The sequence below is a fragment of the Shewanella sp. AS1 genome, from assembly GCF_021412565.1.
In the GTDB taxonomy this organism is placed as follows: Bacteria; Pseudomonadota; Gammaproteobacteria; order Enterobacterales; family Shewanellaceae; genus Shewanella.
The window spans coordinates 264955-290244 of the sequence record NZ_JAKCLJ010000002.1; the positions used below are offsets into that span (position 1 = coordinate 264955).

Sequence of the window (25290 nt, forward strand, 5' to 3'; positions counted from 1 at the left end):
TTACAATTTCGCCGTTATCCTACCCTCTAACAGAAACATAAAAATACCCTATGAATCAATCAAACAAAGTTTTAGCCGTTAACGATGATCTGCCAATCCGCACGGACAAACCCGTTCACTCAGGCAAAGTCCGCAGTGTTTACTGGTTAACTGCCGAAGACAGTGCGCGCCTGATCAAACAAAAAGGTTATGATGTTCCCGCTGATACCCCTCTGGCCATCATGGTGATCAGCGATCGCATCTCTGCATTCGACTGCATCTGGCAAGGTGAGAATGGTCTCAATGGTGTGCCAGGTAAAGGCGCAGCACTGAATGCGATTTCCAACCATTGGTTCAAACTATTTAAAGAGAAAGGCTTAGCCGATAGCCATATTCTTGATGTACCGCATCCCTTTGTGTGGATAGTACAAAAAGCACAACCCGTCATGGTTGAAGCGATTGCAAGACAATACATCACAGGCTCTATGTGGCGTGCCTACAGCAAAGGTGAGCGTGATTTCTGTGGTATCACACTGCCAGAAGGTCTTGAGAAAGATCAGAAGCTCGATGAAGTGTTAATCACCCCATCGACCAAGGGCGTGCTCACTGGCCTTGAAGGTGTTCCAGAAGCGGATGACGTCAACGTCTCGCGCGCGGATATTGAACGTCACCTAGCAGGCTTCAACTTCCATAGTCACAGTGATATCGATCTCTATGAGAAGCTGCTCAAAGAAGGTTTTGCCGTGATCAGCGAGGCCTTAGAAGCACAAGATCAAATTTTCGTCGATACCAAGTTTGAATTTGGCTATGTCAAGGATGCCAATGGCCAGGAAAAACTCATCTATATGGATGAAGTTGGTACGCCAGATTCCTCGCGTATTTGGGATGGTGAAGCGCGTCGCAATGGATCGATCATCGAAAAATCGAAGGAAGGTTTCAGACAGTGGCTGCTTAACCACTTCCCCGATCCCGATATTCTGCTCAACAAAGAGCGTATGCCAGAGCGCTTTGCACTGGCCCGTGACAACAAGCTACCGACCGAAGTGATGATGGATATCTCTAATACCTATGTGGGTATTGCTGAAACCATCATAGGCGAGAAGCTGAACCTGAGTGAAAATCCACGTCAGGAGTTGATCGACATACTGCGTGATGAGTATCAGTTGATCGTCGACTAAATTAAGCCTCCAAACTAATACGTCACTCCATGTGTAATACCAGGCCGCAGTAGATAACTCACCTACTGCGGCTTTTTTGTCTGTCATTAACGCTAGCAGAACCCCTCATTTGGGCCCTTCCATTTAGGCTCCGAACCTGACGCAGCCTCTAGTCCTTTTCACTCACATAATTTATTGACGCGCGAATTCAACTCCGAAGTGCACCAAACACAGTTTTTGTGGCTAGATGAATTTTTCTTAATTAAAACTTAAAAATAGCATTTGATGTGAGTCACATTCACTTGATATGGTTAGACGTCAATCACAGCTTGATGCGGATCTACACAAGAGCAAATCAAAATCGGTTCGCACAGCAATTAGGGAGAACCCATGCGTAAGTCCATTATTACAACGGCTATCTTAACTGCACTAGCCCTTTCAGCTTGTTCTGAAGCCCCAACAACCCAAGCACCAACAGCAAAAGAACCAACAGCACAAGCGTCTGCCCAAACTCAAGCCGCTAACACTATCGATAGCAATGTCCTACTCCATCCGAGTCAATTACAATACCAAGCTCCTGAATTTGATAAAATCAAATTCGCCGATTATGCCCCTGCTTTCGAGCAAGGTATGAGCGAACATGATGCCGAAATTACCAAAATCGTAAACAACCCAGAAGCCGCCAGCTTCGACAATACCATTGTCGCCATGGAGAAAGCCGGCGGTTTATTAACTCGCACCGCAAAAACCTTCTTCAACCTGGCGAGTATGAACTCAGATGCAAACGTTCAATCACTTCAAGCCGAGTTGGCACCTAAATTATCTGCCCATATCGACAATATTTACTTAAATCCCCAGCTGTTTGCCCGAGTTAATTCAGTCTATCAATCTCGCGATCAGCTGAATGCGGAAGATCAACGTCTAGCTGAATACTATTACCAAACATTCGTGCGCGCCGGAGCCAATCTCTCTGACACAGATAAAGCCAAGATGCGTGAACTCAATGCCCAGATTGCCAGCCTCACCACTGAGTTTTCTAAAAATGTGTTAGATTCATTTAAAAATGATGTGATTATCGTCCAAGATAAGGCTGAGCTTGATGGCCTTTCCGATGCCGAGATAGCCACCCTGGCCCAGGCCGCCAAAGATGCAGGTAAAACCGGCTACCTTATCACCTTAGTCAATACGACGCGCCAACCTATTCTGACACAGCTCAATAACCGCGAACTTCGCCAGCGTGTCTGGGAAACCTCGGCCCATCGCGCCATGGATACCAATGGCCCCAATATTCTAAAGCAGTCACACCTTCATGCTGAAAAAGCGGCCCTGCTGGGTTACAACTCCTGGGCAGAATATACAGTTGCCGATCAGATGGCAAAGACGCCTAGCGCCGTCTACCAGATTTTGGATGACTTAGCGCCACAGGCAGTAGCCAAAGCCAAAGAGGAAGCGGCTGAGATTCAGGCTGAAATCAAAAAATCGGGCCAGGATTTCAAGCTCGAACCTTGGGACTGGGCATATTACGCTGAGAAAGTACGTAAAGAGAAATACGACTTAGACCAGAGCCAGGTTACGCCCTACTTCGAATTTAACCGCGTGCTCAATGACGGTTTGTTTTTCGCCATGAATAAACTCTATGGCATCACGATCAAATCACGCAAAGATCTCCCCGTTTGGAACCCAGATGTTTTAGCCTTCGAAGTGTTTAACAGAGACGATACCTCAGTGGGTATTTTCTATCTTGACCCCTACGCCCGTGAAGGTAAAAACGGCGGCGCCTGGATGGATGAGTTCGTCACCCAAAGCGGTCTTATGGGCACTAAACCTGTGGTTTACAATGCGCTCAATATTCCTAAACCTGCATCGGGTCCAACCCTGATGACCTTCGATGAAGTGACCACCATGTTCCATGAGTTCGGTCATGCGGTTCATGGCCTCTTCTCAGATGTGAAATACCCAAGTGTTGCAGGTACAGCAACACCACGGGATTTCGTGGAGTTTCCTTCTCAGGCCCATGAAGATTGGGCTGTGGAGCCGCTGGTGCTGGCTAACTACGCTAAGCACTACCAAACGGGTGAAGCTATCCCAGCTGACCTACTCGACAAAGTATTAGCTGCCAGCAAATTTGGCCAAGGCTTTGATACGACAGAGTATTTAGCGGCCGCTATTCTGGACATGGAATGGCACTCTATCGGCGTCGATACCAAAGTGGATAATGTGGCGAAGTTCGAACAACAGGCCTTAGCGAAACATGGCATCGACTTTATGCCTGTTCCTCCCCGTTATAAGTCGGCCTATTTCAGCCACGCCTTTACCGGCGGCTACTCTGCAGGCTATTACGCTTATCTTTGGACAGAAGTGTTTGCCGCCGATGCCTTCAACTTCATGAGCAAAAACGGTGGGCTCACGCAAATCAATGGCAATAAGTTCCGCAACAATGTCCTCTCTAAAGGCAACAGCGAAGACTTAATGCAAGATTACATTCACTTCACCGGCAGAAAACCCACTATCGATGCCTTGCTAAAGCGTCGAGGTCTGGTGGATTAACGGCCTTTAAATAAAACAGATAAGTGGATGAGTACTTAATTCCACATAAAAAACGGCAACCTCAGGTCGCCGTTTTTTATTTTCTTTTTGTCCGTTTTTTACTTTTTCTTATCTTTATAGATAGAGGGCTCGCCTAACGGACGGGTACGGAGCACCTTTAAGAACCACATATATTGCTCCGGGTACGCCAGTATCACCTGCTCAACGGCGCGGTTCAGTGCCTTCGCCTCGCTCTCCTTGCCTTGCATCTGCTCAGGTGGGATAGCCGGCATCACAGTCAGTTTATACTTGCGATGCTGTTGATCATAACCTATCTTCACCGGCATGACCTGAGCATTACCCGCTGCCGAGAGCCGTCCAACCACTGGCAGTGTCGCTTTGACTGTGGCAAAAAACGGTGCGAATACACTCTTATCCGGCCCGAGATCCTCATCGGGCAGATAGAAGAAACTGTTATCATTTTTTAACTCAGATAAGAGCGCACGGATCCCCGCCTCGCGCATATAGATGTTGCCACCTTTGGAACTGCGCATATAGTTGTTGAACCAATCAAACAACTTATTTTTATGGGGTTTTGCCATGGATACCATAGGCAGCTCTATGTTAAGTCTCAGGCCAGCATACTCAATCCCCCACACATGGGGCATGATAAAGATCACCGGCTGTCCCGCATCTCGGGCTTGCTGCACATGCTCAAAGCCTTCCAACTCTACCCGGCGACGTAGATTCTCACTCGAGCGCACCAAGAGTTCAGACTGAGCCAATAAGATCATCACAAAATTTTCTATGTTATCGTGCAATAGCTGGTTTATTTCTGCGTCGCTTTTTTCTGGAAAGCAAGTGACTAAATTTGCTCGCGCCACCCTGAGGGGCTTTTTGGCGATGAGCTTAACCAGACGCGCCAACAACCGCGCAATAGGATCCCTTAGCCAAGCGGGCATCAGGCCAAAAATAACCAGCACAATGATAGCAAGCCAAGTCGGCCAGAACTTAGGATGCAATAATTGAAATTGAAAACGCCGATCAAAATATTTAGGGGTAGTAGAAGACAAGTACTTCAACCTCTCACTTGTAAACCATTGAAAATACAGTGTTAACAAACAGAAAAAGCCACTCATTGAGTGGCCTTCTACTGTGATCAAACCAGACTATTTGCCCGCGTTTTCCTTCTCAACCCGGCTTTTTAACTTCTGTCCAGGACGGAAAGTCACCACACGGCGAGCCGAAATAGGGATATCTTCACCTGTTTTAGGGTTTCTTCCCGGTCTTTGATTCTTGTCCCTTAAGTCAAAGTTGCCAAAGCCGGATAACTTGACCTGCTCACCGTTTTCGAGTGCTTGACGAATCTCTTCGAAAAACTCCTCAACCATCTCTTTCGCCACTCGCTTATTAATTCCAAGCTTTTCAAAAAGATGTTCTGCCATTTCGGCTTTGGTAAGTGCCATACTTTTAATCCCTCAACAATGCGTTGAACTCTGACTTGAGCTCAGAAACCACCTTTTCGACCATCTCAGTAATTTCTTTTTCTTCAAGCGTACGAGCGTTGTCTTGTAGTGTAAGTGCAATCGCCAGACTCTTTTTGCCTGGTTCTACACCTTTACCCTGATATACGTCGAACAAGTTTAAGCCAACCAACTGATTTTCGCCAACTTTTCTTACTAAATTTACAACATCACCCGCAGGTATACCCTCGTCGATGAGTACGGCTATGTCGCGACGGTTTGCTGGAAACTTAGATACAGCCTGAGCTTGAGGCAAACTTGCATGTAATAAAGCGTCTAATTCAAGTTCGAAAACGATTGTTTTGCCATTCAGTCCGAAAGGCTTTTCCAAACTCGGGTGAACGGCACCAATGACACCAATTACTCGATCATTTCTTAATATTTCAGCACATTGCCCTGGATGAAGAGCCGGATGTGATGCTGTTTTAAAAGTAAATTCTTCCTGAGATACTGTCAAGCCGATAATCGCTTCTAAATCGCCTTTAAGATCAAAAAAGTCAACGGTTTTTGACTCCATGGCCCAATGTTCATCGTTTTGAACACCCGAGATGACAGCACCCAACATAGCTTGTTGACGTACTTGAGATTCTGCCGTTTCGTCGGGTACAAAACGCAAGCCAGTTTCAAATAGACGTACACGGTTTTGCTGACGACTCTGGTTATAACCCACAGCCTGCAATAAACCTGTGATCATGGACAGACGCATCGCCGACATCTCGATTGAGATTGGATTAGGCAGAATCATCGCCTGCTCACCCGGATGTACTCTTTCCTGCAGCTTAGGATCCACAAAGCTGTAGGTCACAGCCTCCTGGAAACCCCGGGCTACCATCATGGCTCGAACTCGGTTGAGGCTGATATCTGATTCTTTGTGATCCGGCATACGCAGCGCCGCAACCGGTGCAGTATTAGGGATGTTGTTATAACCGTAGATACGGGCGACCTCTTCAATCAGATCTTCTTCGATCGCCATATCGAAACGGTACGTCGCGGTAGTCACCTGCCACTGTCCTTCGCGCGCTTCAACACTAAAACCAAGACGCTCAAGGATCTCAACCACATCGCTATCGCTGATATGATGACCGAGAATACGATCTAACTTACTGCGACGCAGGGTTATTTGGGCTGGCTTTGGCAGATGTTCCTCTGATTTAGACTCGACCACAGGGCCAGCTTCACCGCCGCAGATATCCAGCACCAGACGTGTGGCTCTGTCCATCACCTTTGCCTGCAGTTCAGGATCGACACCACGCTCAAAACGGTGCGATGAGTCGGTATGCAAGCCTAAACGACGTGATTTACCCATAATGGCTAAAGGCGCGAAGAAAGCACATTCCAGCAGAATATCCTGAGTGGACCCAGTCACGCCCGAGGCTTCTCCGCCAAACACGCCGGCCAAGGCCAAGGCTTTTTGTTTGTCGCTAATCACTAAGGTATCGGCAGGAACAGTGACTTCGCTACCATCGAGCAGCGTCAGCTTTTCTTCACCATCGCCCAGGCGAATAGTGATATCCCCTTCTAGGGTCGCCAGATCGAAAGCGTGCATAGGCTGACCATATTCGATCAGCACATAGTTAGTGATATCGACGATAGGATCGATAGAGCGAATGCCGCTACGACGCAGTTTTTCCTGCATCCAGAGTGGCGTTGCCGCTTTTACATTCACGTTTTTGACGACACGACCCAAATAACGAGGACATGCGCTTGGGGCCTGGTTATCAAGCACCACGGCGGCATCGATAGTCGCAGTAACAGCTTCCCAGGTCGGCTCAATGACCGCCTGACGGTTTAATACCCCTACCTCACGGGCAAGACCAACCATGCCCAAGCAGTCGGCGCGGTTCGCGGTCAGGTCCACATCTATGATGGCATCATCCAGATCCAGATATTGACGAATGTCCCGTCCCACTGGTGCATCCTGTGGCAACTCGATAATGCCGTCACTCTCGATATCTATGCCCAGTTCGCTGTAGGAACAAAGCATACCGAAAGAGGGCTGACCACGCAGTTTAGCCTTCTTAATTTTAAAATCGCCCGGCAGCACTGCGCCTACCATGGCCACAGCCACTTTTAAGCCTAAGCGGCAGTTAGGCGCGCCGCAGACGATATCGATCAGTTCATCTTCGCCGACGTTGATCTTAGTGACACGCAGTTTATCCGCATCCGGATGCTGACCACACTCCACCACTTCACCGACGATCACGCCGCTGAAGGCTTGCGCCACGGCCTCTATGCCATCGACTTCCAGACCGGCCATGGTAATTTGATGGCCCAACTCTTCACGACTTACACTCGGGTTAACCCACTCACGAAGCCAAGATTCGCTAAATTTCATTATAAAAAGCTCCGTTATTTGAATTGCTTAAGAAAACGCAGATCGTTTTCGAAGAATGAACGCAAGTCGTTAACGCCATAACGCAACATAGAGAGACGCTCCACCCCCATACCGAAGGCGAAACCTTGATATTTTTCCGGATCGATGCCAACGCTACGCAGTACATTTGGATGCACCATGCCGCAGCCCAACACCTCAAGCCATTTGCCATTCTTACCCATCACATCCACTTCGGCCGAAGGCTCAGTGAAGGGGAAATAAGATGGACGGAAACGTACCTGCAGATCCTCTTCGAAGAAGTTACGCAAAAAGTCGTGCAAAATTCCTTTGAGCTCTGCGAAGTTTACGTTTTCATCCACCATCAAGCCTTCAACCTGATGGAACATAGGCGTGTGAGTCTGATCGTAATCGTTACGGTAAACACGGCCTGGAGAGATGATACGCAGTGGTGGCTTTTCCGTTTCCATGGTGCGGATCTGTACGCCTGAGGTCTGGGTACGCAGCATCAACTTGGGATTGAAGTAGAAAGTATCATGATCGGCACGGGCCGGATGGTGCTCGGAGATATTCAATGCATCAAAATTATGAAAATCATCTTCAATTTCAGGGCCTTGCTTTACGCTAAAACCAAGTTCACCGAAGAAGGTTTCGATACGTTCTATGGTACGAGTCACGGGGTGAAGACCGCCATTGTCGATGCGGCGACCTGGCAGGGACACATCTATGCTTTCGGCGGTTAATTTAGCCTCAAGTTCCTGGGCTTTTAAACCTTCGATACGCTCAGAAAGCTTTTGCTGAACAGCCTGCTTCGCCTGGTTAACTGCCTGACCAAAAGCAGGTTTCTCTTCAGCACTCAGGGTTCCCATCAACTTCATCATGTCGGTGATCTTACCCTTCTTACCCAGGTAATCGACACGAAGGTCATCGAGGGTCTTCAGTGAGTCAGTCCCTTCGATGGCCGCTAAGGCCTGTTCTACGATTTCTGTTAACTGTGACATCATCTCTTCCAGTTTGCCCGCCCCGCTTCGGAGCCAAGACTTCTATATAGACTAACTATTCATCTTTCGAAAATAGAAAAAGAGACAAATTTTACGTGACCATAAGGCATTTGACTAGGGCTTATTTGGAATTTTTCCAACAAAATCCATGAGAAAACAAGCCGATCAATTTAGCTGACGACACCAGACTGTTTAATCTTGTTTGACGCCGCAAAATGGGACAAATAAGCATCAAGAACCCGTTCAAATCCCGAGGTCGGTGAAAAAAACAGCAAACGCTTCAAAGCCCAAAAGATACTGTTCAAGACAAGTGCTGTGTCGCTAATACAGGGCTAGAGAAATTCATGTTGTTACAGCGTTTAAATCGAGAAACAAAGTTGTTATGAAAGAAATTAAATTTCGCTGGGTGGATAACTACCTTACTACAGATAACTTTAAAAACCAAATTCTCCCTATTAGCGGTTATCGCCATTACCGCCCTAATAAGCCTGTCGCAGATCCTCTATTATCAATTTAATCAGCAAGTCATGGCTGGCTTTTAAAATGCCATACAAGTTCAGAGCCTTGCCGCCCAGTAAAGTGAGCATCTGGACTCCCTGACCGTAGCCATAGATCAGATGACCACTGCCGTCAGAGAGGTGGCCTACAACGCCGAACAATCAACGAAAGAGACCCAAGAGTCCAATCAACAGGTGGATGCTGGGGCGAAAGATATCGCGGTGACAGTGGATGCGATCAGTGAGCTGGCAAAGGAAATCAATCAAGCCTCCAGTGCCATCAGCACACTCAATGATAATACAGCTCAGATCGATCAGCTGGTGATGAACTCCACGCCACGGCAGAGAAATTAGATCTCTTGCTGATAGGATTAAAGGTGTGATCCAGCGCTTGGCCATCTAGGCTCAGCTCCTAGGTGGCCACCTAAGTTCGAAACGGTTTACCTGTTAATCCCCTTCTGAACCACAATGCCCTGCCCCTGCTGAAAAATCCCTAAAGATAGCCTTTGCATCTGGCGGCATCTGGCGTCATTATGTTTTAATCTTGATAGATAGATCAGTGACATGGAGCGCCCCCACAAATGGTAACTCACGACAGAAGACATCCGTCGATATCCCCCCGCACCCAGTGGAAAAAAAGCCTGATTTTCAAGTTTACTATCGTTCAATTTATCGTTGCAACGCTGATCATCACCTCCAGTATCTGGTTGCTCTTTGCGACCGAAAAAAAGCATCACATGGATACTCAGTTATCCCTGAGCCAAACCTACGCCCAATCGGTAATTGAACAGTTACAAAATGTAGTGACCAAAATCGACACCCTCGCCAATACCATCAGCATAGTGGGCGAAACCTATAAGGGACAGGTCGGCGTTATCGAAAAGCTAGTTCCCCCTATGCTCGTAGTGGAAGATACCAATAACCTGATCGCTGGGGGCGGGATCTGGCCCGAACCCAGCGCATTTTTCGATAACCAACAACTCGGAAGCCTTTTCTGGGCACGGGATCCTAACGGCGAATATCGAACCGTTGAAGGTTACAATAATAACGATGGCCCTGGATATCATGAAAAAAACTGGTATAAACCTGTCAAATATTTTCAAAATGCTTATACCCACTGGTCAGAGTCTTATGTGGATCCCTATACCAAAGAACTTATGGTCACCGCTTCGGTTCCCATGCGTGTCGAACATGAATTTATCGGCGTCGCAACTGTGGATATTTCACTCGCTAGCCTAGATAAATATTTTAAAATTTCCGATCAAAACCCTCTCTCTAAGGGGTATATATTAGCCTTAGATGCCTATAACAATTTGCTCTCCGATCCCTTCGATGAGTTGTCGGCTAAGCAGCAGACAGACCCATTTCTAGGCAAACCTTTGGAGACCCTTATCAAACAGTTCCCCAGTCTGTTACCGGTAGAAAAAGAGATTAATCGACTCGATGAGGCGTTTTACCAGGAGTCGGTGCAGCATCCTGCCTATCAGGCCGAGCAGCTTCAGACCTTGCTTAACGATATTCCCGAGCAACACAGACACCGCTTGGCCGCCCTGATCAATTCAGCCTTACAGGCCAAACCGATAAAGCAGCATCTAGTGACTTTAGAACTCACCTCTAGTCCACTGTTTGAAGAGCCAGTTTTGGTGTCGATTCTCACCATGGAGCAGACACAATGGAAAATTCTGCTATTTACCCCTATCTCAAGTTTATCTCAGCAAGCCAATGCCATTGCTTTGAAAATAGGTGCATTTCTACTGCTATCGCAGCTAATCGCATTAATGATTTTATTTGTATGCCAGCACAAACTGTTTATTCGCCCTATTTTTCAGATCGTATCGGCATTGCAAAGTGGCAATATCGGCCGATTAGAACTTGATGCCCACAAGCGGCAAGATGAGGTCGGGCAGCTGGCTAAAGCCTTTATCGCCCGCAGTAATCAGTTGGAAATAGCCTATGCAAGTTTAGATGCCAGTAATCTGGCACTTGAGCAACAACTGGCGATGCAACAAAGCGCACAGGAAGAGTTGGAAAGCCAAAGAGAACTGATCAATTCGCTGCTCAATGCCTCACAGAACCTTATTTGTATAAAAGACACTGACGGCAAATACACCTTAGTGAACGATAAGTTTTGTGAACTACTGGGTATAGAACGCACCCGAATCGTTGGCTCGCACGATCGCGACATCTACCCGCCCCACGTCGCCAGGCTTATACACAATAATGACAAGTTAGTGATGGCGTCAGATCAGGCTCTTAATTTTGAGCAGCCTATGCCAACGGTGCAGGGAGAAAGGGTTTTCCTTATCACTAAATACCCGATTAAAGATGGCGATGGCAAACTCATTGCGCTAGGCGCCATGGCGGTGGATGTGAGCAGTTTAAAAGACAAACAGGCGGAGCAGGAACAAACCATCCAGACCCTGACGTCAAGACTTGCCTTAGTGCAGCAAAACTTAGATAAGCTTAGGCAAGATCCCAAACTGGTAAGCGAACATACTGTGCCGTCCAATTTAAGCACTGCAATGGAGTTAACCCATCAAAAATTGCTCAGTCAACTGGTGAATCAACTCAGCAGGCAACAGCTGGCAGCGCTGGAGAATCTGTTTATCCTGCAACAAAAAGCACAGAATCAGCCACCAATCCTGAGCGAAAAACTGGCAGAGCAGATAGATATACTCAGGCATCTTCGCCCACTGCTCAACGAGCAACAGACCAAGGCGATCATTCTCGAACAATATCTACAGGATATGTTCGTTGTACTTTCCCCTCGCCTCAAAGAAAAAGCCATTAACTGGTCTATCGATTGCCCGAAACAATTAACGGTAACCCTACCGGCATGGCATCTGTTCATCCTGCTTTATCAGCTGATCAATAACAGTATTTTTCATGGTTTTGCCGATGCACTCCCTGAGAGTGAAGATAAGCTGCTGCAGATCGGCGTCGAATATCAGCAAGATACTCTGCTGATAAAAATCAAAGATAACGGTCTGGGTATTAGCCAGAACCTGCTTGAAAATATTAGAAACAATCTATCTGAGATGAAAGGCTATGGCACCCTAGTAGAACTCCACCGCTGGCTGGATGGACAATATCAGGGTGAAATTGCTATCGATTCCAAGGCCGGCAAATTTACCCAGGTGGAGTGTCGTTTGACTCTTAAATAAGTGCTCAAATAAAAACTTAAATAAAACTAAAAATAAAGGGGATCTGCTACCCCCTTTATTCTTTTTCTTTAATCTTTTCCTGTAATCTTGCTGCTCAGGCTTATCCTTTCGTCACTGTCAGCAAGCTACAAAGAGACATCGACAAGATAGTGTCCCTGCAACCAGTTACGCCCGATTAAAAACTTGTTGCTCATCTTAGTGCGATCTTTAAGGTTCACCTTCACCTTATACTCTTTACCCGGCTCACCCACATTTAATTCGACCATGTAGCGCACTTCACTGCCTTGGGCGTTTCTAATCAAGGAAGTTTCAACGACTCTCGCCTTTACCCGGCGTGACTCCCCCTTCTCATTTTCTGTGGTAAAAGAGAGCATTTTACCCACATTCTGCTCCATATCTTCTACCCCGTTCTCTATCTTAATATCGACAGCATGTAACGAATTCTCGACCGCACCACTGTCGATACGAGTCTCATAAATCAGTCCGGTTTCGACTATGCTGATCGGCGCGACAGGGCCGATGATCTGTTTATCAGAAACATCTACTATATATTTGTCTTTTAGCCAGTTACGGCCAATCAGCAGCTTATAATCCATGTGTTGCCGCTCCCTGAGGTTCACCTCAACTTTGCGCGCTTTCCCCTGATAACTGATATTGAGCTCGACCAAATAACGGGTTTCTATGCCTTGGGAGTTACTCACGGTCGAGGTGGAGACAATCTTGGCACTCAGTCGCTTCTGCTCACCTCTGGCATTTTCAGTCGTAAACCAGATAGTCTTGCCAATATTGTCTTTCATTTTTTTGGCAGGTTGCTCAATTTTAAGATCGAAGGCATTAAGGGAGGTTTTACTGGCCCCTGTATCTATACGGGCTTCAAAATCAAGATTAGCTTCAATCACTTGCATGGTCGCCGTGGGGCCGACAATCTCTTTGTCCATGGCAAATACAGCCGTCGACAGTAAGACACTTGAGATCAGAATTTTTTTCAGCATGTAAAAACCTCAAAACAACGAAAAATTCAGCTCGGAATGAGCGAGAGGAAAAGGTGATTAAACCACAGCAACAGCATTTAGCCAACGGTAGGCCTGAGACGTTTTCTGCCGTGAAAATACCGCAACAGGACACGGAGCCATATAAGCAAATAACTTGGCCATATTCATCAGATTTTCATTGTCTGTGATAATGGCCACTCTCGAAAAATCAGTTAAATGAAAAAGGCCCAGTTTAGCGTCATCCCACAGGGTCTCAATCGCGACCCCTTCAAACTGCTCGCCAAACTCGTACCATAACTTTATTGTTGCATGATCTGTTAACTTAGCCTCAATGGCAGGCACAAGGGCTCTGTCATAATCGTCACTGGAGAGGATCCCCTGAACCCTTATCGCGAGCACATCATGACTAAAACCATCTAATAGCTCAATCATCATAGCCTCCGAACACGTCATGGCTTAACGTACAAAATGATAGACAAATAAACAAAACAGCAAACCGGTAAAGGCACAATGGGCCAGATGCTGCCCCATATTAATACCAGCCCTAGCATAACGATAGTGCCTTATAAACTGCACACCAAGCCATACCAAGATAAAAGGGACAAAAGGAAGTGAAAAAACGAAGAGGATAAACCCCCACCCCATCTCAACGGCATTCTTGCTAAAATATTGAAATACAGTCCAAAACAGAGTCAAAATAACATAAACAATAAGATGCTGTTTATTAACAGACATGGATAACATTCATTGATCCCAAAAATAGTGCGCTCAGACTAACCTTAGAAAGGTTCAAGCCAATACTCAAGAGATCAGTTGTAACCGTCTGTTACTAAGACTTTTTCTTTTGTGAGGCTGATGATTTCATTATCGAATAGATTTTTTATCAGGGCTGAAAACTCGGTAATAAAGCGGATTTGCTCATCGGATGCCCTGTGATCGGCCACCTTAGCTAAGATCTCTTCGAGATCATAAACTATGGCGTCAACTTCCCTGATCACCCTATTACGGTCGGAAAAGCTCAAAGAGCCGTGTTGGCCACAGACCAAAATAATTTGTGCCGCCAGCTGCTCTTCAAATATCTCCATAATAGTCCCACCGCTGGCAGGGATATTTTCAGATAATTCGAAAATCTCAAGGTGATGGGTAAGATATTGTATGAGTTCTATATATCCGTTTTTATCAATGACCATAATTCCACTTAATCCATTACAAGATAAAGCTTTGTACACTGTGCTTTATCGTAAGGAATATCGCACTTCATAGCGATCTAATATTCATTGTTTTAGACTATAAATCAAGTGGATAAAAAAAGCCCTAACTTAAGTTAGGGCGATTAGTATCATTTCTTCGCTTTAGGCCTGGCCTTGGGTTTGGCCTTTGCCTCAGTAATCCATTTACCAGCAATATACTTGGCAACCCAGCCAGTGGCTTTACCATCCACCTCTGTTGCAACATATTGCTCCTTTGTCTTACGACTATAACGAACGAAGGTTTTATTGCCTTCATCGTCCGTCAAAGGCGCATCGGCTAAATACTGATATTTAGGCCATAGGAGATCGCGGTACTTGACCAGCTCCTCCACCAAGGGCGCGCGGGTTTCCCGAGATTTAGGGAAAGTACTGGCCGCCATAAAGATCCCCGCCGCACCATCTCTTAATACGAAGTAACCGTCAGACTTAGTGCATTTGAGTTCTGGCAGATGAATAGGATCCTCTTTTGGTGGCGCCGCCTCACCATTTTTCAATAGTTTACGAGTATTTTTACACTCTGCATTGGTGCAACCAAAATATTTACCGAAGCGGCCATTCTTAAGCTCCATGTCGCTACCGCAGCGGTCGCACTCTAATATGGGCCCTTCATAGCCTTTAATCTTGAACTGCCCCTGCTCCACTTCATATCCACCGCACATGGGATTATTACCACACACATGCAGTTTACGCTTCTCGTCGATTAGGTAGCTGTCCATGGCGGTACCACAGACACCACATCTGTGTTTGGCACGCAGCGCTTCTGTTTCGGCATCTTCACTATTTTCACTGATAGCCTCTTCGCCCGCTGTCAGATTCATTGTGGTCTTACAACGCTCTTTTGGCGGTAAGGCATAACCGGAGCAGCCTAAGAAAACCCCAGTCGAGCCTGTACGTATCCCCATAGGACGTCCACAGGTTGGGCAGGCAATGTCGGTGAGCACCATCTCATTGGGGCGCATACCGCCCTCTTCGGGTGGCAGTTCGGCCTTTTCCAATTGCGAAGTGAGATCCTGATAGAAACTATCGAGTACATTTTTCCAATCGAGTTGACCTTGAGCTACATTATCCAGGGTCTGCTCCATGCCCGCGGTAAAGTCATAGCTCATCAGCTCTTCAAAGCTGCCGATCAGGCTCTCGCTGACGATTTCGCCCATCTTTTCTGCATAGAAACGGCGATTTTCAACTTTGACATAACCGCGATCTTGAATAGTGGAGATAATGGTTGCATAGGTTGAAGGACGACCAATTCCCCGTTTTTCAAGCTCTTTAACCAAAGATGCTTCGCTAAAACGTGCCGGCGGCTTGGTAAAATGCTGCTTGGGATCCAGTTGTTTAAGTGACAAGCTGTCACCCTGGGCAACGAAAGGCAGTGTGTTATCTTCTTCGTTTTTCTTCCTAATAGCAGTTTGTACTCTCGTCCAACCATCAAATTTCAGTGTGCGGCCTGAAGCTTTAAGTTCATAATCGCCTGCGGTGACTGTCAGACGAGTGGAATCGTACTTCGCAGGCATCATCTGACATGCAACAAACTGGCGCCAGATCAGCTCATATAAACGCTGGGCGTCACGCTCCATATCAGTTAAGTTGGCTGCTGTAACATTTACATCGGACGGTCTAATCGCCTCGTGCGCCTCTTGAGCGCCCTCTTTACTGCCATAACGAATAGGCTCCTGAGGCAGGTATTTATCACCAAACTCTTTGCCTATCATGGCTCTGACGCTATCGAGCGCTTCCTGACTCAAGTTAGTCGAATCGGTACGCATATAGGTGATATGGCCCGCCTCATAGAGACGCTGAGCCATCATCATGGTTTTCTTTACCCCGAAACCTAAACGGGTACTGGCCGCCTGCTGTAGAGTAGAGGTGATATAAGGTGCAGAGGGTTTGCTTGAGGTCGCCTTATCTTCCCGGGCACTCACCCGATAGCTGGCTCCTTTTAACGCGTCAACAGCCTTAAGCGCCTGCGCCTCATTGACAGGGGTAAAGTTACCACCTTGATACCTAACCACCTGCATCTTGAGCATTTCATTGGACAAGGTGTTTAGCTCGGCATGGATATCCCAAAACTCTTCAGGGACAAAGGCCTTGATCTCGCCTTCACGTTCGACCACCAAACGGGTCGCAACCGATTGCACCCGGCCGGCAGATAAGCCCCGGGCGACCTTTTTCCAAAGCAGTGGTGAAACCATAAAGCCCACAACACGGTCGAGGAAACGTCGCGCCTGCTGGGCGTTCACCATGTTGTTATCTAAGCTGGATGGGTGACTGAAAGCGTCCTGAATGGCCGATTTGGTGATCTCATTAAATACCACACGTTGATAGCGGGCAGGATCCCCTCCAATCACTTCTTGTAAATGCCAAGCGATTGCCTCTCCCTCTCTATCCAAATCGGTTGCGAGAAAGATATTATCGGCATTTTCAGCAAGTGATTGCAGCTCTTTGACAACTTTTTCCTTACCAGGAAGTGTCTGGTAATTGGCTTTCCAGCCATGTTCGGGATCGACCCCCATACGGGCAACAAGTGCCTGTTTGGCTTTTTTGGCCTTATAAACCGCTTTCTCCTCCGCTGACATCTTGCGCACTTCTGCTGGAGATTTGGTTCCTGACTTCGTTTCACTGACCGAAGAGGTTGGCAAGTCACGTATGTGACCCACACTGGATTTTACAATGTAATCCTTACCAAGATACTTATTAATAGTCTTGGCTTTGGCCGGTGATTCGACAATAACTAGCGATTTACCCATAGAATGATCTGCGCCAAAAAGTCTCAAAGTTGTGTAAATTGGCTCCATATATAGAGGGTTGTATCGATACTTTCAAGCAGATCCCTCTTTTATTTGTCTCAGAGTGCCAATTTTTAACCATTTTTGAAAAAATTGTGAAAAATAATATTGCGTAATTAAAAACTAATATTTCATTATTAGGCATCCCGCAAGCAATAGTTATGCATTTTTAAGCAGATATCACAATACCCCCCTTTTTTAGTCAACTTGTTAAGCCAAACAGCTTCAGTATACTGGAGCAAAATTTCAGCAGGCCTGATGGAAAATCGGTCGTAAAATGATTAATCAAATAACAAGTTCAAGGGAAATATAATGAAGCATTATGAGGCAAACTTTGATGGACTCGTCGGCCCCACCCATAATTACGCGGGCTTGTCCTATGGCAATGTGGCTTCATTAAATAATGCAGCAGCCACATCCAACCCTAAGGCCGCGGCAAAACAAGGACTCAAAAAGGCCAAGGCACTCGCCGACATGGGATTAGTCCAAGGCGTACTGGCGCCTCAGGAGCGCCCAGATCTTCATACACTGCGTCGGATCGGTTTTTCAGGAACAGACGCACAAGTTCTTAATAAAGCCGCCACACAAGCTCCTGCGCTCCTTAGAGCCTGTTGTAGCGCATCGAGCATGTGGACAGCCAATGCCGCCACCGTCTCCCCCAGTGCCGATACCTATGATGGCAAAATTCATTTTACCCCTGCAAACCTAGTGGATAAATTACACCGCAGCATAGAACCAGTCACCACAGGACGGATTCTGGCGGCGACTTTTAATCATCCGCGACATTTTGCCCATCATCAACACCTGCCGGAACACACCAGCTTTGGCGATGAAGGCGCGGCCAATCACACCCGATTATGTCAAGAGTATGGTCATGCAGGTCTCGAGCTGTTTGTCTATGGCCAAGAGGCCACCAACCCTGCTGCCAAGAAACCGAAGAAATACCCAGCAAGGCAAACTTTAGAGGCATCGCAGGCGATTGCGCGCCTGCATGGTCTTGACGATGAAAGCTGCGTGTTTATCCAGCAAAACCCCGATGTTATCGATCAAGGCGTTTTTCATAATGATGTGATTGCCGTGGGTAACCAGAATGTGCTGTTTTATCACGAACAAGCCTTTCTCCATACCGAGGAAAAGTTAGCTGAGATTCGCCGCAAATTTAGCGCCACAGATCTGCATTTTATCTGTGTACCGACCAGTAAAGTCAGCATAGATGATGTGGTGAAAAGTTACCTTTTTAATACCCAAATCGTCACCTTGTCCCCTGACGAGATGGCCATCATTGCCCCGACAGATTGTCAGGCCAATCCTGCGGTATCGGCCTATCTAAATGAACTTATCACCTTAGGTACCCCTATCAAGCAGGTACACTATTTTGATGTTAAGCAGAGCATGCAAAACGGCGGCGGCCCCGCGTGCCTGCGCCTGCGCGTTGCTATGACAGAGATGGAAGTCTCGGCAGTCAACCCGCACACACTAATGAATGATGCACTGTTTAATCGTTTGAACCTTTGGGTCGATAAACATTATCGTGACAGGCTGGATGTGGCTGATCTGGCCGATCCTCAACTCATCAATGAATCCAGAATCGCCCTCGATGAACTGACCCAGATAATGAAACTCGGCAGTGTCTATCAGTTCCAACGATAAAAAGTTCAGAGGAGTGTTACTCCTTCGCTAAAACATAGACAGTAAAAAAGGTGCCTTTGGCACCTTTTTTACTGTTACTTCTCAGGGGGCTTTAATTGTTGTTATTGGAACTGAAAGAGCCTGAGTTACAAGCCCTGACGGTGTTTCCACCTCAACCAGGAAAACACCTGAATCGTCTTGATCTTCCCCTTTTAGGGTCACAGTGAATTCACGTCCGCCATTGTAGTTACTGCTCGGCCAGACATACTGAGTTGAACTTACGACTGAGCCCGCAGTGGCGCTAAATGACACCTTTGTACCTGCTGGCATCTGCTGATTATGGCGATCTGAAATAACAAAGATGACAGACGCCGTGCCTTTACCCTCGATAGTGATCCCTCCTCCCACATGGGCGCCATCCTTATCTGTGATAAGAACATCACTCGCCGGCGTTGAATAAGCCGTGCTGCCAGACATCACTATCACTAAACTGCGACGCACATACAAAGACTTAGATTCTGTCACGCCATCGGCGCACCCAGAATGCACCGGATCGGAGCAGAGCACACCATTGTATTTCTGATCGGCAACTTGAAAGACACCATCGGCATTAAAATCGATCAGCTCTTCTAGTGAGCCCCCTTGCTGACCTGTACCACTGGTGTCCTGAGGGTTAAACAGTCCATCTTCATTGTAATCATTAAAGGCATCTGTCAGGTCAAAAGAGTGACCCGTAACATCAGTGCCATTGAGAAACTCTGACATTTCACTGGCATCAAAGCGACCATTACCGTTGAGATCGGGGAAAGACTCCTCACCAATCGCGGTTGCTGTAATAGTTGCACGTCCACCATATTTTTGACCATACATGTTGCCGTAGATCCCAAGAGTCGCATCGAAACTCAAATTAGCATCAGGGTTATTGGTCATCGCTCCTGATCCATCAAACAGCGTATTCCCTTCTGGGCGAGGCAGCTGACTGGTCCATTTCACTGAACAGGCACCATTAACCGTCGAACAGTGATCGCCAATAGAACCGCCCTCTGTAGTAAAGGAAATAGTCGTGCCATCTGGCACCGGGTTGTTAAAGGCATCGGCCATACGCGCCGTTACCACCACCACGGCACCATCGATATCCCAGCCTTCAGGGTTCAGCTTATCGACTGAAAGCGAGAAGCTGTCTTGATCTGGAATACCCGTCGATACGATCAACTGTTTAGACTGACTGGAAATCGCTGGCACAGCGCCGTTATCAACGGTCGCCGTGACCCTCAGTGACGTGGCCACAGTACCTGTTGTCACAACCGTCTGTACCATACCATTCGCATCTGTGGTTGCATTAGGCGGAGCAAATGTAACCCCACCAGCGTTAGTATTTAATGCAAACAGCACATTCTGGTTACTGACAGGGTTACTGTTTTTATCCAGCACTTGGAATTTCACCGTTGAAGACTCGACACCACCGGTTCCCAGAATGCTGATGGTTTGTGGGGTTGCCGAATCGAACACTATGCTGCCCACATCGGCGGGTAACACTTCTAACATACCTGTGGCAGAAAGGTTTTTGCCACCGGCGTTGGCCGTCACATTGATCTGATCATCACCCACACAGCCTTTGGCCAAATAAGTCGATGTCGCCACACCGTTGTTGGTTGCAACCGGTGTACTGATTTGAGCAGAACCCGCGCTGACACAACGGGATGAGAAGCTAACATCCACGGGCTGAGTATAGGGACTGCCTTGATCGTCCTGGATTTGTACCGAGATAGTCGCTGTACCGCCAGCTGACAGCACATCTGTACTCACTTCGGCTGTACCCGCAACAAAGGGAGTACCGCTGCCCATCACCACATTGGTGGCGCCGACAACCACTATCGCCTTACCTACTTCGCCAGTCGATAATGTTGCGCTAACCTCACCCGCCCCCAAAGCGTTACCCGCATAAATATCAACGCTTGCCACTCCTCGAGCATCAGTCACAGCAGATTTAATGGGCAGATCACCGATAGTCGTATCGAATGTCACTATCACAGACTTAGAAACCCCACTGACCATCGCGGTAACTTTACCTGGAGTCAAGGTGCTGATTGATTGAATAGGATTACCGTTAGCATCAGTTAATGTCACAGCAACTTGTGCTCCGCCACCAGCCACAACAGTACCACCATCACCGGCCATGGTGACGTTAACAGTTGCGCTCTCACCCGTGCTGGTGGTTGCTGTCACTGTGGCGCCGGTACTAATGGACGCCGTATTCAGGGTAATAGTAGCCACCCCACTGCTGTCTGTCGCCACCGCTCCGGTTGCCGGCGTAAAGGTGCCATAGGTCGCATCGTTTAAACTGAAGGTCACTAAGGTATTAACTGGACTGCCTCCCCCCGTTTTTACCTCAGCGGTAAGAGTCGCCGGCGATGCTGCGGAGATTTGGGTATTATCGATAGTCAGTGCAATGGAGATACTGTCCTGATCTACGCTAGTTCCACCATCAGTACCATCGTCTGTGATATCGCCCCCACCACTACAGGCAGCAAGAAAAAGTAAAAATAAATATGAGGTAAAAACGTTAAACGCTGACTTCATTGTCAGACTCCCTGTAACTTAAGATTATAATGTTGACATCCGCCTATTACTTATAGATTAACATTACACAATTTTCCTATAACTTTTCCATCACTAATCGACTTTATTTTTAACAAATGTTCCAAAAGATTACTTATTTAGCCATTTCACAAGGCTCAGTTTCTTGCTAGGCTTTATGGCAAAATCACATTGATTAAAATTAATACAGGATGCACTATGGCGCCCACTAAAAAAAAGAAACTAGGGTTAACACCTAAAATACTTATCGGCATGGCCGGGGGTATTTTCTTCGGTCTTCTACTTCGCAGTTTATTTCCAGAAAGTAGTTTTATTCAGGACTATATTACCGATGGTGTATTACATGTCGTAGGAACCATTTTTATCTCAAGCTTGCAGATGCTGGTTGTTCCCCTGGTCTTTATCTCACTCGTTTGCGGTACCTGCTCTTTAAGCGACCCATCAACTTTGGGGCGACTTGGCGGAAAAACCATCATTTTTTATCTATTTACTACCGCAATAGCGCTGATCACCGCAATTTTAGTCGCCCTGCTAATCCATCCAGGTAATGCCAGCCTTGCCAGTGAAAATATGCATTTCGCTGTTAAAGAGGCCCCAAGTTTAGCCAATGTATTAATCAACCTCGTTCCCCGTAATCCTATTCAAGCAATGACCGAAGGCAATATGCTGCAGATCATTATATTTGCAGTTATCTTTGGTTTTGCGATTTCCCATATTGGCGAAAGAGGTAAACGCGTTTCAGCCCTATTTAATGACCTGAATGAAGTTATCATGCGCGTAGTAACCTTAATCATGCAACTTGCCCCCTATGGTATTTTCGCGCTCATGGGTAAACTGGCACTTTCTCTGGGTGTTGAAACCTTCCAGAGTGTGGTTAAATATTTCTTCGTGGTATTGGCTGTATTAATATTCCACGCCTTTGTTGTTTACCCACTGCTATTAAAAAGTTTCTCGGGCTTAAGTCCCCTCATCTTTATCCGTAAAATGCGCGACGTGCAGTTATTTGCCTTCAGTACCGCAAGTTCAAATGCAACACTGCCAGTCACTATCGAAGCTGCCGAACACCGCCTGGGCGTGGATAATAAGATAGCCTCTTTCACTCTGCCTTTAGGTGCCACTATAAACATGGATGGTACGGCGATTATGCAAGGGGTGGCGACCGTCTTTATTGCACAGGTCTTTGGTATTGATCTCACGCTTACCGACTACGCCATGGTTGTGGTCACAGCAACATTAGCTTCTATCGGTACCGCAGGCGTTCCTGGTGTAGGTTTGATCATGCTGGCCATGGTACTTAATCAGGTCGGTCTGCCTGTCGAAGGTATCGCTCTGATCATGGGGGTAGACAGATTGCTGGATATGGTGCGTACTGCCGTTAACGTAACCGGTGATTCTGTGGCTACTGTCGTGATAGCAAAATCAGAAAATGCTTTTGACTCAGAAGTTTATCACAACACTCAAGCAGGCAAGACCACAGGCAGTTTCACCGATCAGATAAACGTGGAAATGAAACCTTAAGTTTACTGCTATCTACTTACTACTCTGTAGTCCATTTAATAAGAAGGCGTCCATTGACGCCTTTTTTCATGACCACGACAGACTAAGTCCCATTCACAACACAGTTATTTTAAGATCTCGATTTCGCGAAAACCATTGGAGTAAGCAGAATAAGGCCTAGGGTCAAAATACGGGAATTTTTCATAACAACCTGTCCATTTTATCCATATTATTCGAGTCAACTGCTACCACAGTCGCTCAATTTTAACGCCCCGTTATACAATCATTTCCTAATGAATGCACCCTTTATGGGAAAGAGAGAGCTCACTGTGAACTGGCTGACTATTTAAGCAGCATTTGGGTCAACAAAAGGCAAGCACAGATGATGGAAAGGTTTATCATTGCCCGCATCAACCATGGCCTTCTCCCATAGGAGAGTGGCAAGCGTTTTGAGGCAAGCACGCACAGCCCCATCAGGGTAAACCAGGGAGTAAAAAACAGCGTAACGCGTACTTTGACCAGAGTAACGGCCAGATCGTGCAATGCGCCACTCACGGCAAAGGTCATGATTAAGGCTAAAGAGAAAGGAAGCACACGAAGGCAAGGACGCATCACCAGCCTCGCGAGATAGTAACCCCAGATAGGATTCCAGTATTCCCAGAACTGATGAAAACTGCCTGCGCCAAGTGAGCGGCTCAACATGTTTCTCATCGATTCTGGCGCCCCTAGGGCTACGCCATTGCGCTTTTTAACATAAGCCGAAAGGGTAATCGATTTTGCCATAATGTTAACGTCTGGGCGCTCCTCTAGAGTCACACTAGGTATGACGAACATTCCCCATAAGGAATAAATCATCAGATTCGGCTCACTAACCTAAAGCCTATTGGATCGCTTTGCAAACAGGCTCAACAAACGGGCACTAAAAGCATAAGCAAACAAAACGGCCTGAACTTTTTCAAGCACAGGCCGATTCAGTTATCACAAAGAGGATGCCACGCGGCAATTAACGTTCCCAGTAGGCCTCTTCCAGACTGTCTTCCCGCTCTGGCAAACCTCGGGATAAACGTGGACTGTGCTGAGCTAACACCTCATAAGCAACCCGGTTAGCGTACTTGCAGATCTGCGAAAATGAGGAGTAACACAACCCATCACGCTTATGCTTGCTCGAACCTGGCACATTGGCCTTATGATAAGTATTGGAAGCCAGATCGTGCAATAACGCAGCCAAGGCGCCATCTCCCGCCCCATTAGTGTTGCGAATAATATCCGGCCCTCCCATATAAGGGGCGATGTGGGCAAACACTTTAAGCGGCGTCTCACAGGCCAGCTTTAATTTGGGTCTGGAAAACTCATAGCGATTAAACTCAGGGATGACACCAGGAAGCAAGGTATGAGTGGTTTCACGCTTTTCGCCATCTTCTGTGTAACCAGCCATGTACAAGCCTAAGGGACCTGCTGTGGTTAACACCAAATCGCACCATTCCAGCGCGGCGTTAGATGCACTCAATGGGTCACGATATCCAGTCAGCGCCTCGCCCTCATCCTCATTCATCGCCAGAATAGTGACATTCTCTTTGATGAAGTTAATCCACCACTCTGGGTCTTCCTCAATCAGAAAACGTGTACCTAAGGTTAATACCACGGGGACGTCTGCCTCTTTGGCGTAGGCGATGGCCGTTAGCGCCGCCTCTGTGATCTGATCTTTGTCACTGGCCCGCATCAGATAAGCAGTAAGCACCAATGCCGATGAGGTTTGCACTATCTCTTTATCAATAAATTCGGGAGTAAGCTTATCCATTGAGCCTTTGCTGATGGCAAAAGTGCGCTCACCGCAATCTGAGATCAAGGTAAAACAGCGGCCAATCGGACCATTAACCGGCTGCAAGTAATTGAGATCCACTTTCGATGAGGTGTTGCACAGATAGCGATAGGCATAACTGCCCACTTCAATGTTGTTACTCATCACCCCAAACAGCACGGAGCGATCATCGGCTAAGATGGCATAATTGTGCACTGTGTTACCGATAGTGCCTCCGGCAAACTCATCGCTGATCAGGCTCAGGGCTTTAAGCTCGTTATAGAGCTGATGGGCCTTAGTATCATCGATTAAGGTAGAGTTGCCCTTAGGTAGCTGATAACGGCTGAGCAACTCATCGGCCACTTTGGCCTCGATATCGACTAAGGTTTGATCTATCCCGCAGATGTGGGTGGAGATATGCTGTGGCTGCTGAGTGAACTGAGCCAATAGTGGATCACGATTTGTAACAGGAAAATAATGCTTCGACTTGCGTTGACCGGGAAACTTCATATCAAGCTCACTCTTGTCGCATCCATGCAAATGGAAATTATCATTAAAAGGTAA

At 47.0% G+C, this 25290-nt stretch carries 17 protein-coding genes and 1 pseudogene; 6 read left to right on the plus strand and 12 right to left on the minus strand.

What is annotated here, in order from left to right; genetic code table 11:
• Positions 1-50: 50 nt before the first annotated feature.
• Both LZP69_RS05385 and LZP69_RS05390 read left to right on the plus strand, forming a co-directional pair.
• On the plus strand, positions 51-1157 hold the full coding sequence (locus tag LZP69_RS05385; RefSeq protein ID WP_234199162.1) for a phosphoribosylaminoimidazolesuccinocarboxamide synthase: 1107 nt from the start codon (positions 51-53) through the stop codon (positions 1155-1157).
• Between the two features lie 369 nt (positions 1158-1526).
• Complete coding sequence (locus LZP69_RS05390; protein ID WP_234199163.1) at positions 1527-3683, plus strand: M3 family metallopeptidase; 2157 nt, start codon at positions 1527-1529, stop codon at positions 3681-3683.
• A 98-nt stretch (positions 3684-3781) separates the two neighbouring features.
• On the opposite strand, the gene lpxM is transcribed toward LZP69_RS05390, so the two are convergent.
• The 4 genes from lpxM to pheS all read right to left on the minus strand — a co-directional run bounded on the left by lpxM (position 3782) and on the right by pheS (position 8518).
• Positions 3782-4735, minus strand: coding sequence for a lauroyl-Kdo(2)-lipid IV(A) myristoyltransferase (lpxM, locus tag LZP69_RS05395; RefSeq protein ID WP_234199164.1), 954 nt, complete (start codon positions 4733-4735; stop codon positions 3782-3784).
• Positions 4736-4831: 96 nt separating this feature from the next.
• Positions 4832-5128 carry an integration host factor subunit alpha gene (ihfA, locus tag LZP69_RS05400; RefSeq protein ID WP_234199165.1) on the minus strand — a complete coding sequence of 99 codons (297 nt, stop codon included), beginning with the start codon at positions 5126-5128 and terminating at the stop codon, positions 4832-4834.
• Between the two features lie 4 nt (positions 5129-5132).
• Positions 5133-7520, minus strand: coding sequence for a phenylalanine--tRNA ligase subunit beta (pheT, locus tag LZP69_RS05405; protein ID WP_234199166.1), 2388 nt, complete (start codon positions 7518-7520; stop codon positions 5133-5135).
• A gap of 14 nt (positions 7521-7534) precedes the next feature.
• A complete protein-coding gene (gene pheS, locus LZP69_RS05410; RefSeq protein WP_234199167.1) occupies positions 7535-8518 on the minus strand; it encodes a phenylalanine--tRNA ligase subunit alpha in 984 nt (327 codons plus the stop codon).
• A 581-nt stretch (positions 8519-9099) separates the two neighbouring features.
• Here pheS and LZP69_RS16740 point away from each other — a divergent pair.
• Both LZP69_RS16740 and LZP69_RS05420 read left to right on the plus strand, forming a co-directional pair.
• Positions 9100-9279: pseudogene (locus tag LZP69_RS16740) on the plus strand (methyl-accepting chemotaxis protein); the annotation flags it as partial.
• Positions 9280-9596: 317 nt separating this feature from the next.
• Positions 9597-12179, plus strand: coding sequence for a PAS domain-containing protein (locus LZP69_RS05420; RefSeq protein WP_234199169.1), 2583 nt, complete (start codon positions 9597-9599; stop codon positions 12177-12179).
• 125 nt (positions 12180-12304) lie between these two features.
• Here LZP69_RS05420 and LZP69_RS05425 read toward each other — a convergent pair whose 3' ends face one another.
• From LZP69_RS05425 to topA, 5 genes are all read right to left on the minus strand, one after another.
• The gene (locus LZP69_RS05425; RefSeq protein WP_234199170.1) at positions 12305-13171 is read right to left on the minus strand and encodes a putative ATP-dependent zinc protease; all 867 of its coding nucleotides are present in this window, start codon (positions 13169-13171) and stop codon (positions 12305-12307) included.
• 57 nt (positions 13172-13228) lie between these two features.
• Positions 13229-13603, minus strand: a complete 375-nt coding sequence (locus LZP69_RS05430) for an STAS/SEC14 domain-containing protein (RefSeq protein WP_234199171.1) — start codon at positions 13601-13603, stop codon at positions 13229-13231.
• Positions 13604-13627: 24 nt separating this feature from the next.
• Entirely contained in the window at positions 13628-13915 is a 288-nt protein-coding gene (locus tag LZP69_RS05435) for a hypothetical protein (RefSeq protein WP_234199172.1), read from the minus strand.
• 65 nt (positions 13916-13980) lie between these two features.
• Positions 13981-14361 (minus strand): DUF3802 family protein, encoded by a 381-nt coding sequence (locus LZP69_RS05440; protein ID WP_234199269.1) that lies wholly within the window; start codon positions 14359-14361, stop codon positions 13981-13983.
• Between the two features lie 149 nt (positions 14362-14510).
• Entirely contained in the window at positions 14511-17165 is a 2655-nt protein-coding gene (gene topA / locus LZP69_RS05445) for a type I DNA topoisomerase (RefSeq protein WP_234199173.1), read from the minus strand.
• A 351-nt stretch (positions 17166-17516) separates the two neighbouring features.
• Between topA and astB the strand changes: the two genes are divergently transcribed.
• On the plus strand, positions 17517-18854 hold the full coding sequence (astB, locus tag LZP69_RS05450; RefSeq protein WP_234199174.1) for an N-succinylarginine dihydrolase: 1338 nt from the start codon (positions 17517-17519) through the stop codon (positions 18852-18854).
• A gap of 81 nt (positions 18855-18935) precedes the next feature.
• Here the strand turns inward: astB and LZP69_RS05455 are convergent, their stop codons facing one another.
• Positions 18936-21413 carry an Ig-like domain-containing protein gene (locus tag LZP69_RS05455; protein ID WP_234199175.1) on the minus strand — a complete coding sequence of 826 codons (2478 nt, stop codon included), beginning with the start codon at positions 21411-21413 and terminating at the stop codon, positions 18936-18938.
• Positions 21414-21629: 216 nt separating this feature from the next.
• Here LZP69_RS05455 and LZP69_RS05460 point away from each other — a divergent pair, with 216 nt between their 5' ends.
• A complete protein-coding gene (locus tag LZP69_RS05460) occupies positions 21630-22949 on the plus strand; it encodes a dicarboxylate/amino acid:cation symporter (RefSeq protein WP_234199176.1) in 1320 nt (439 codons plus the stop codon).
• A 321-nt stretch (positions 22950-23270) separates the two neighbouring features.
• Here LZP69_RS05460 and LZP69_RS05465 read toward each other — a convergent pair whose 3' ends face one another.
• Both LZP69_RS05465 and LZP69_RS05470 read right to left on the minus strand, forming a co-directional pair.
• On the minus strand, positions 23271-23711 hold the full coding sequence (locus LZP69_RS05465) for an MBOAT family O-acyltransferase (protein ID WP_234199177.1): 441 nt from the start codon (positions 23709-23711) through the stop codon (positions 23271-23273).
• 220 nt (positions 23712-23931) lie between these two features.
• Positions 23932-25236, minus strand: coding sequence for an inosine/guanosine kinase (locus LZP69_RS05470; RefSeq protein ID WP_234199178.1), 1305 nt, complete (start codon positions 25234-25236; stop codon positions 23932-23934).
• Positions 25237-25290 lie beyond the last annotated feature (54 nt).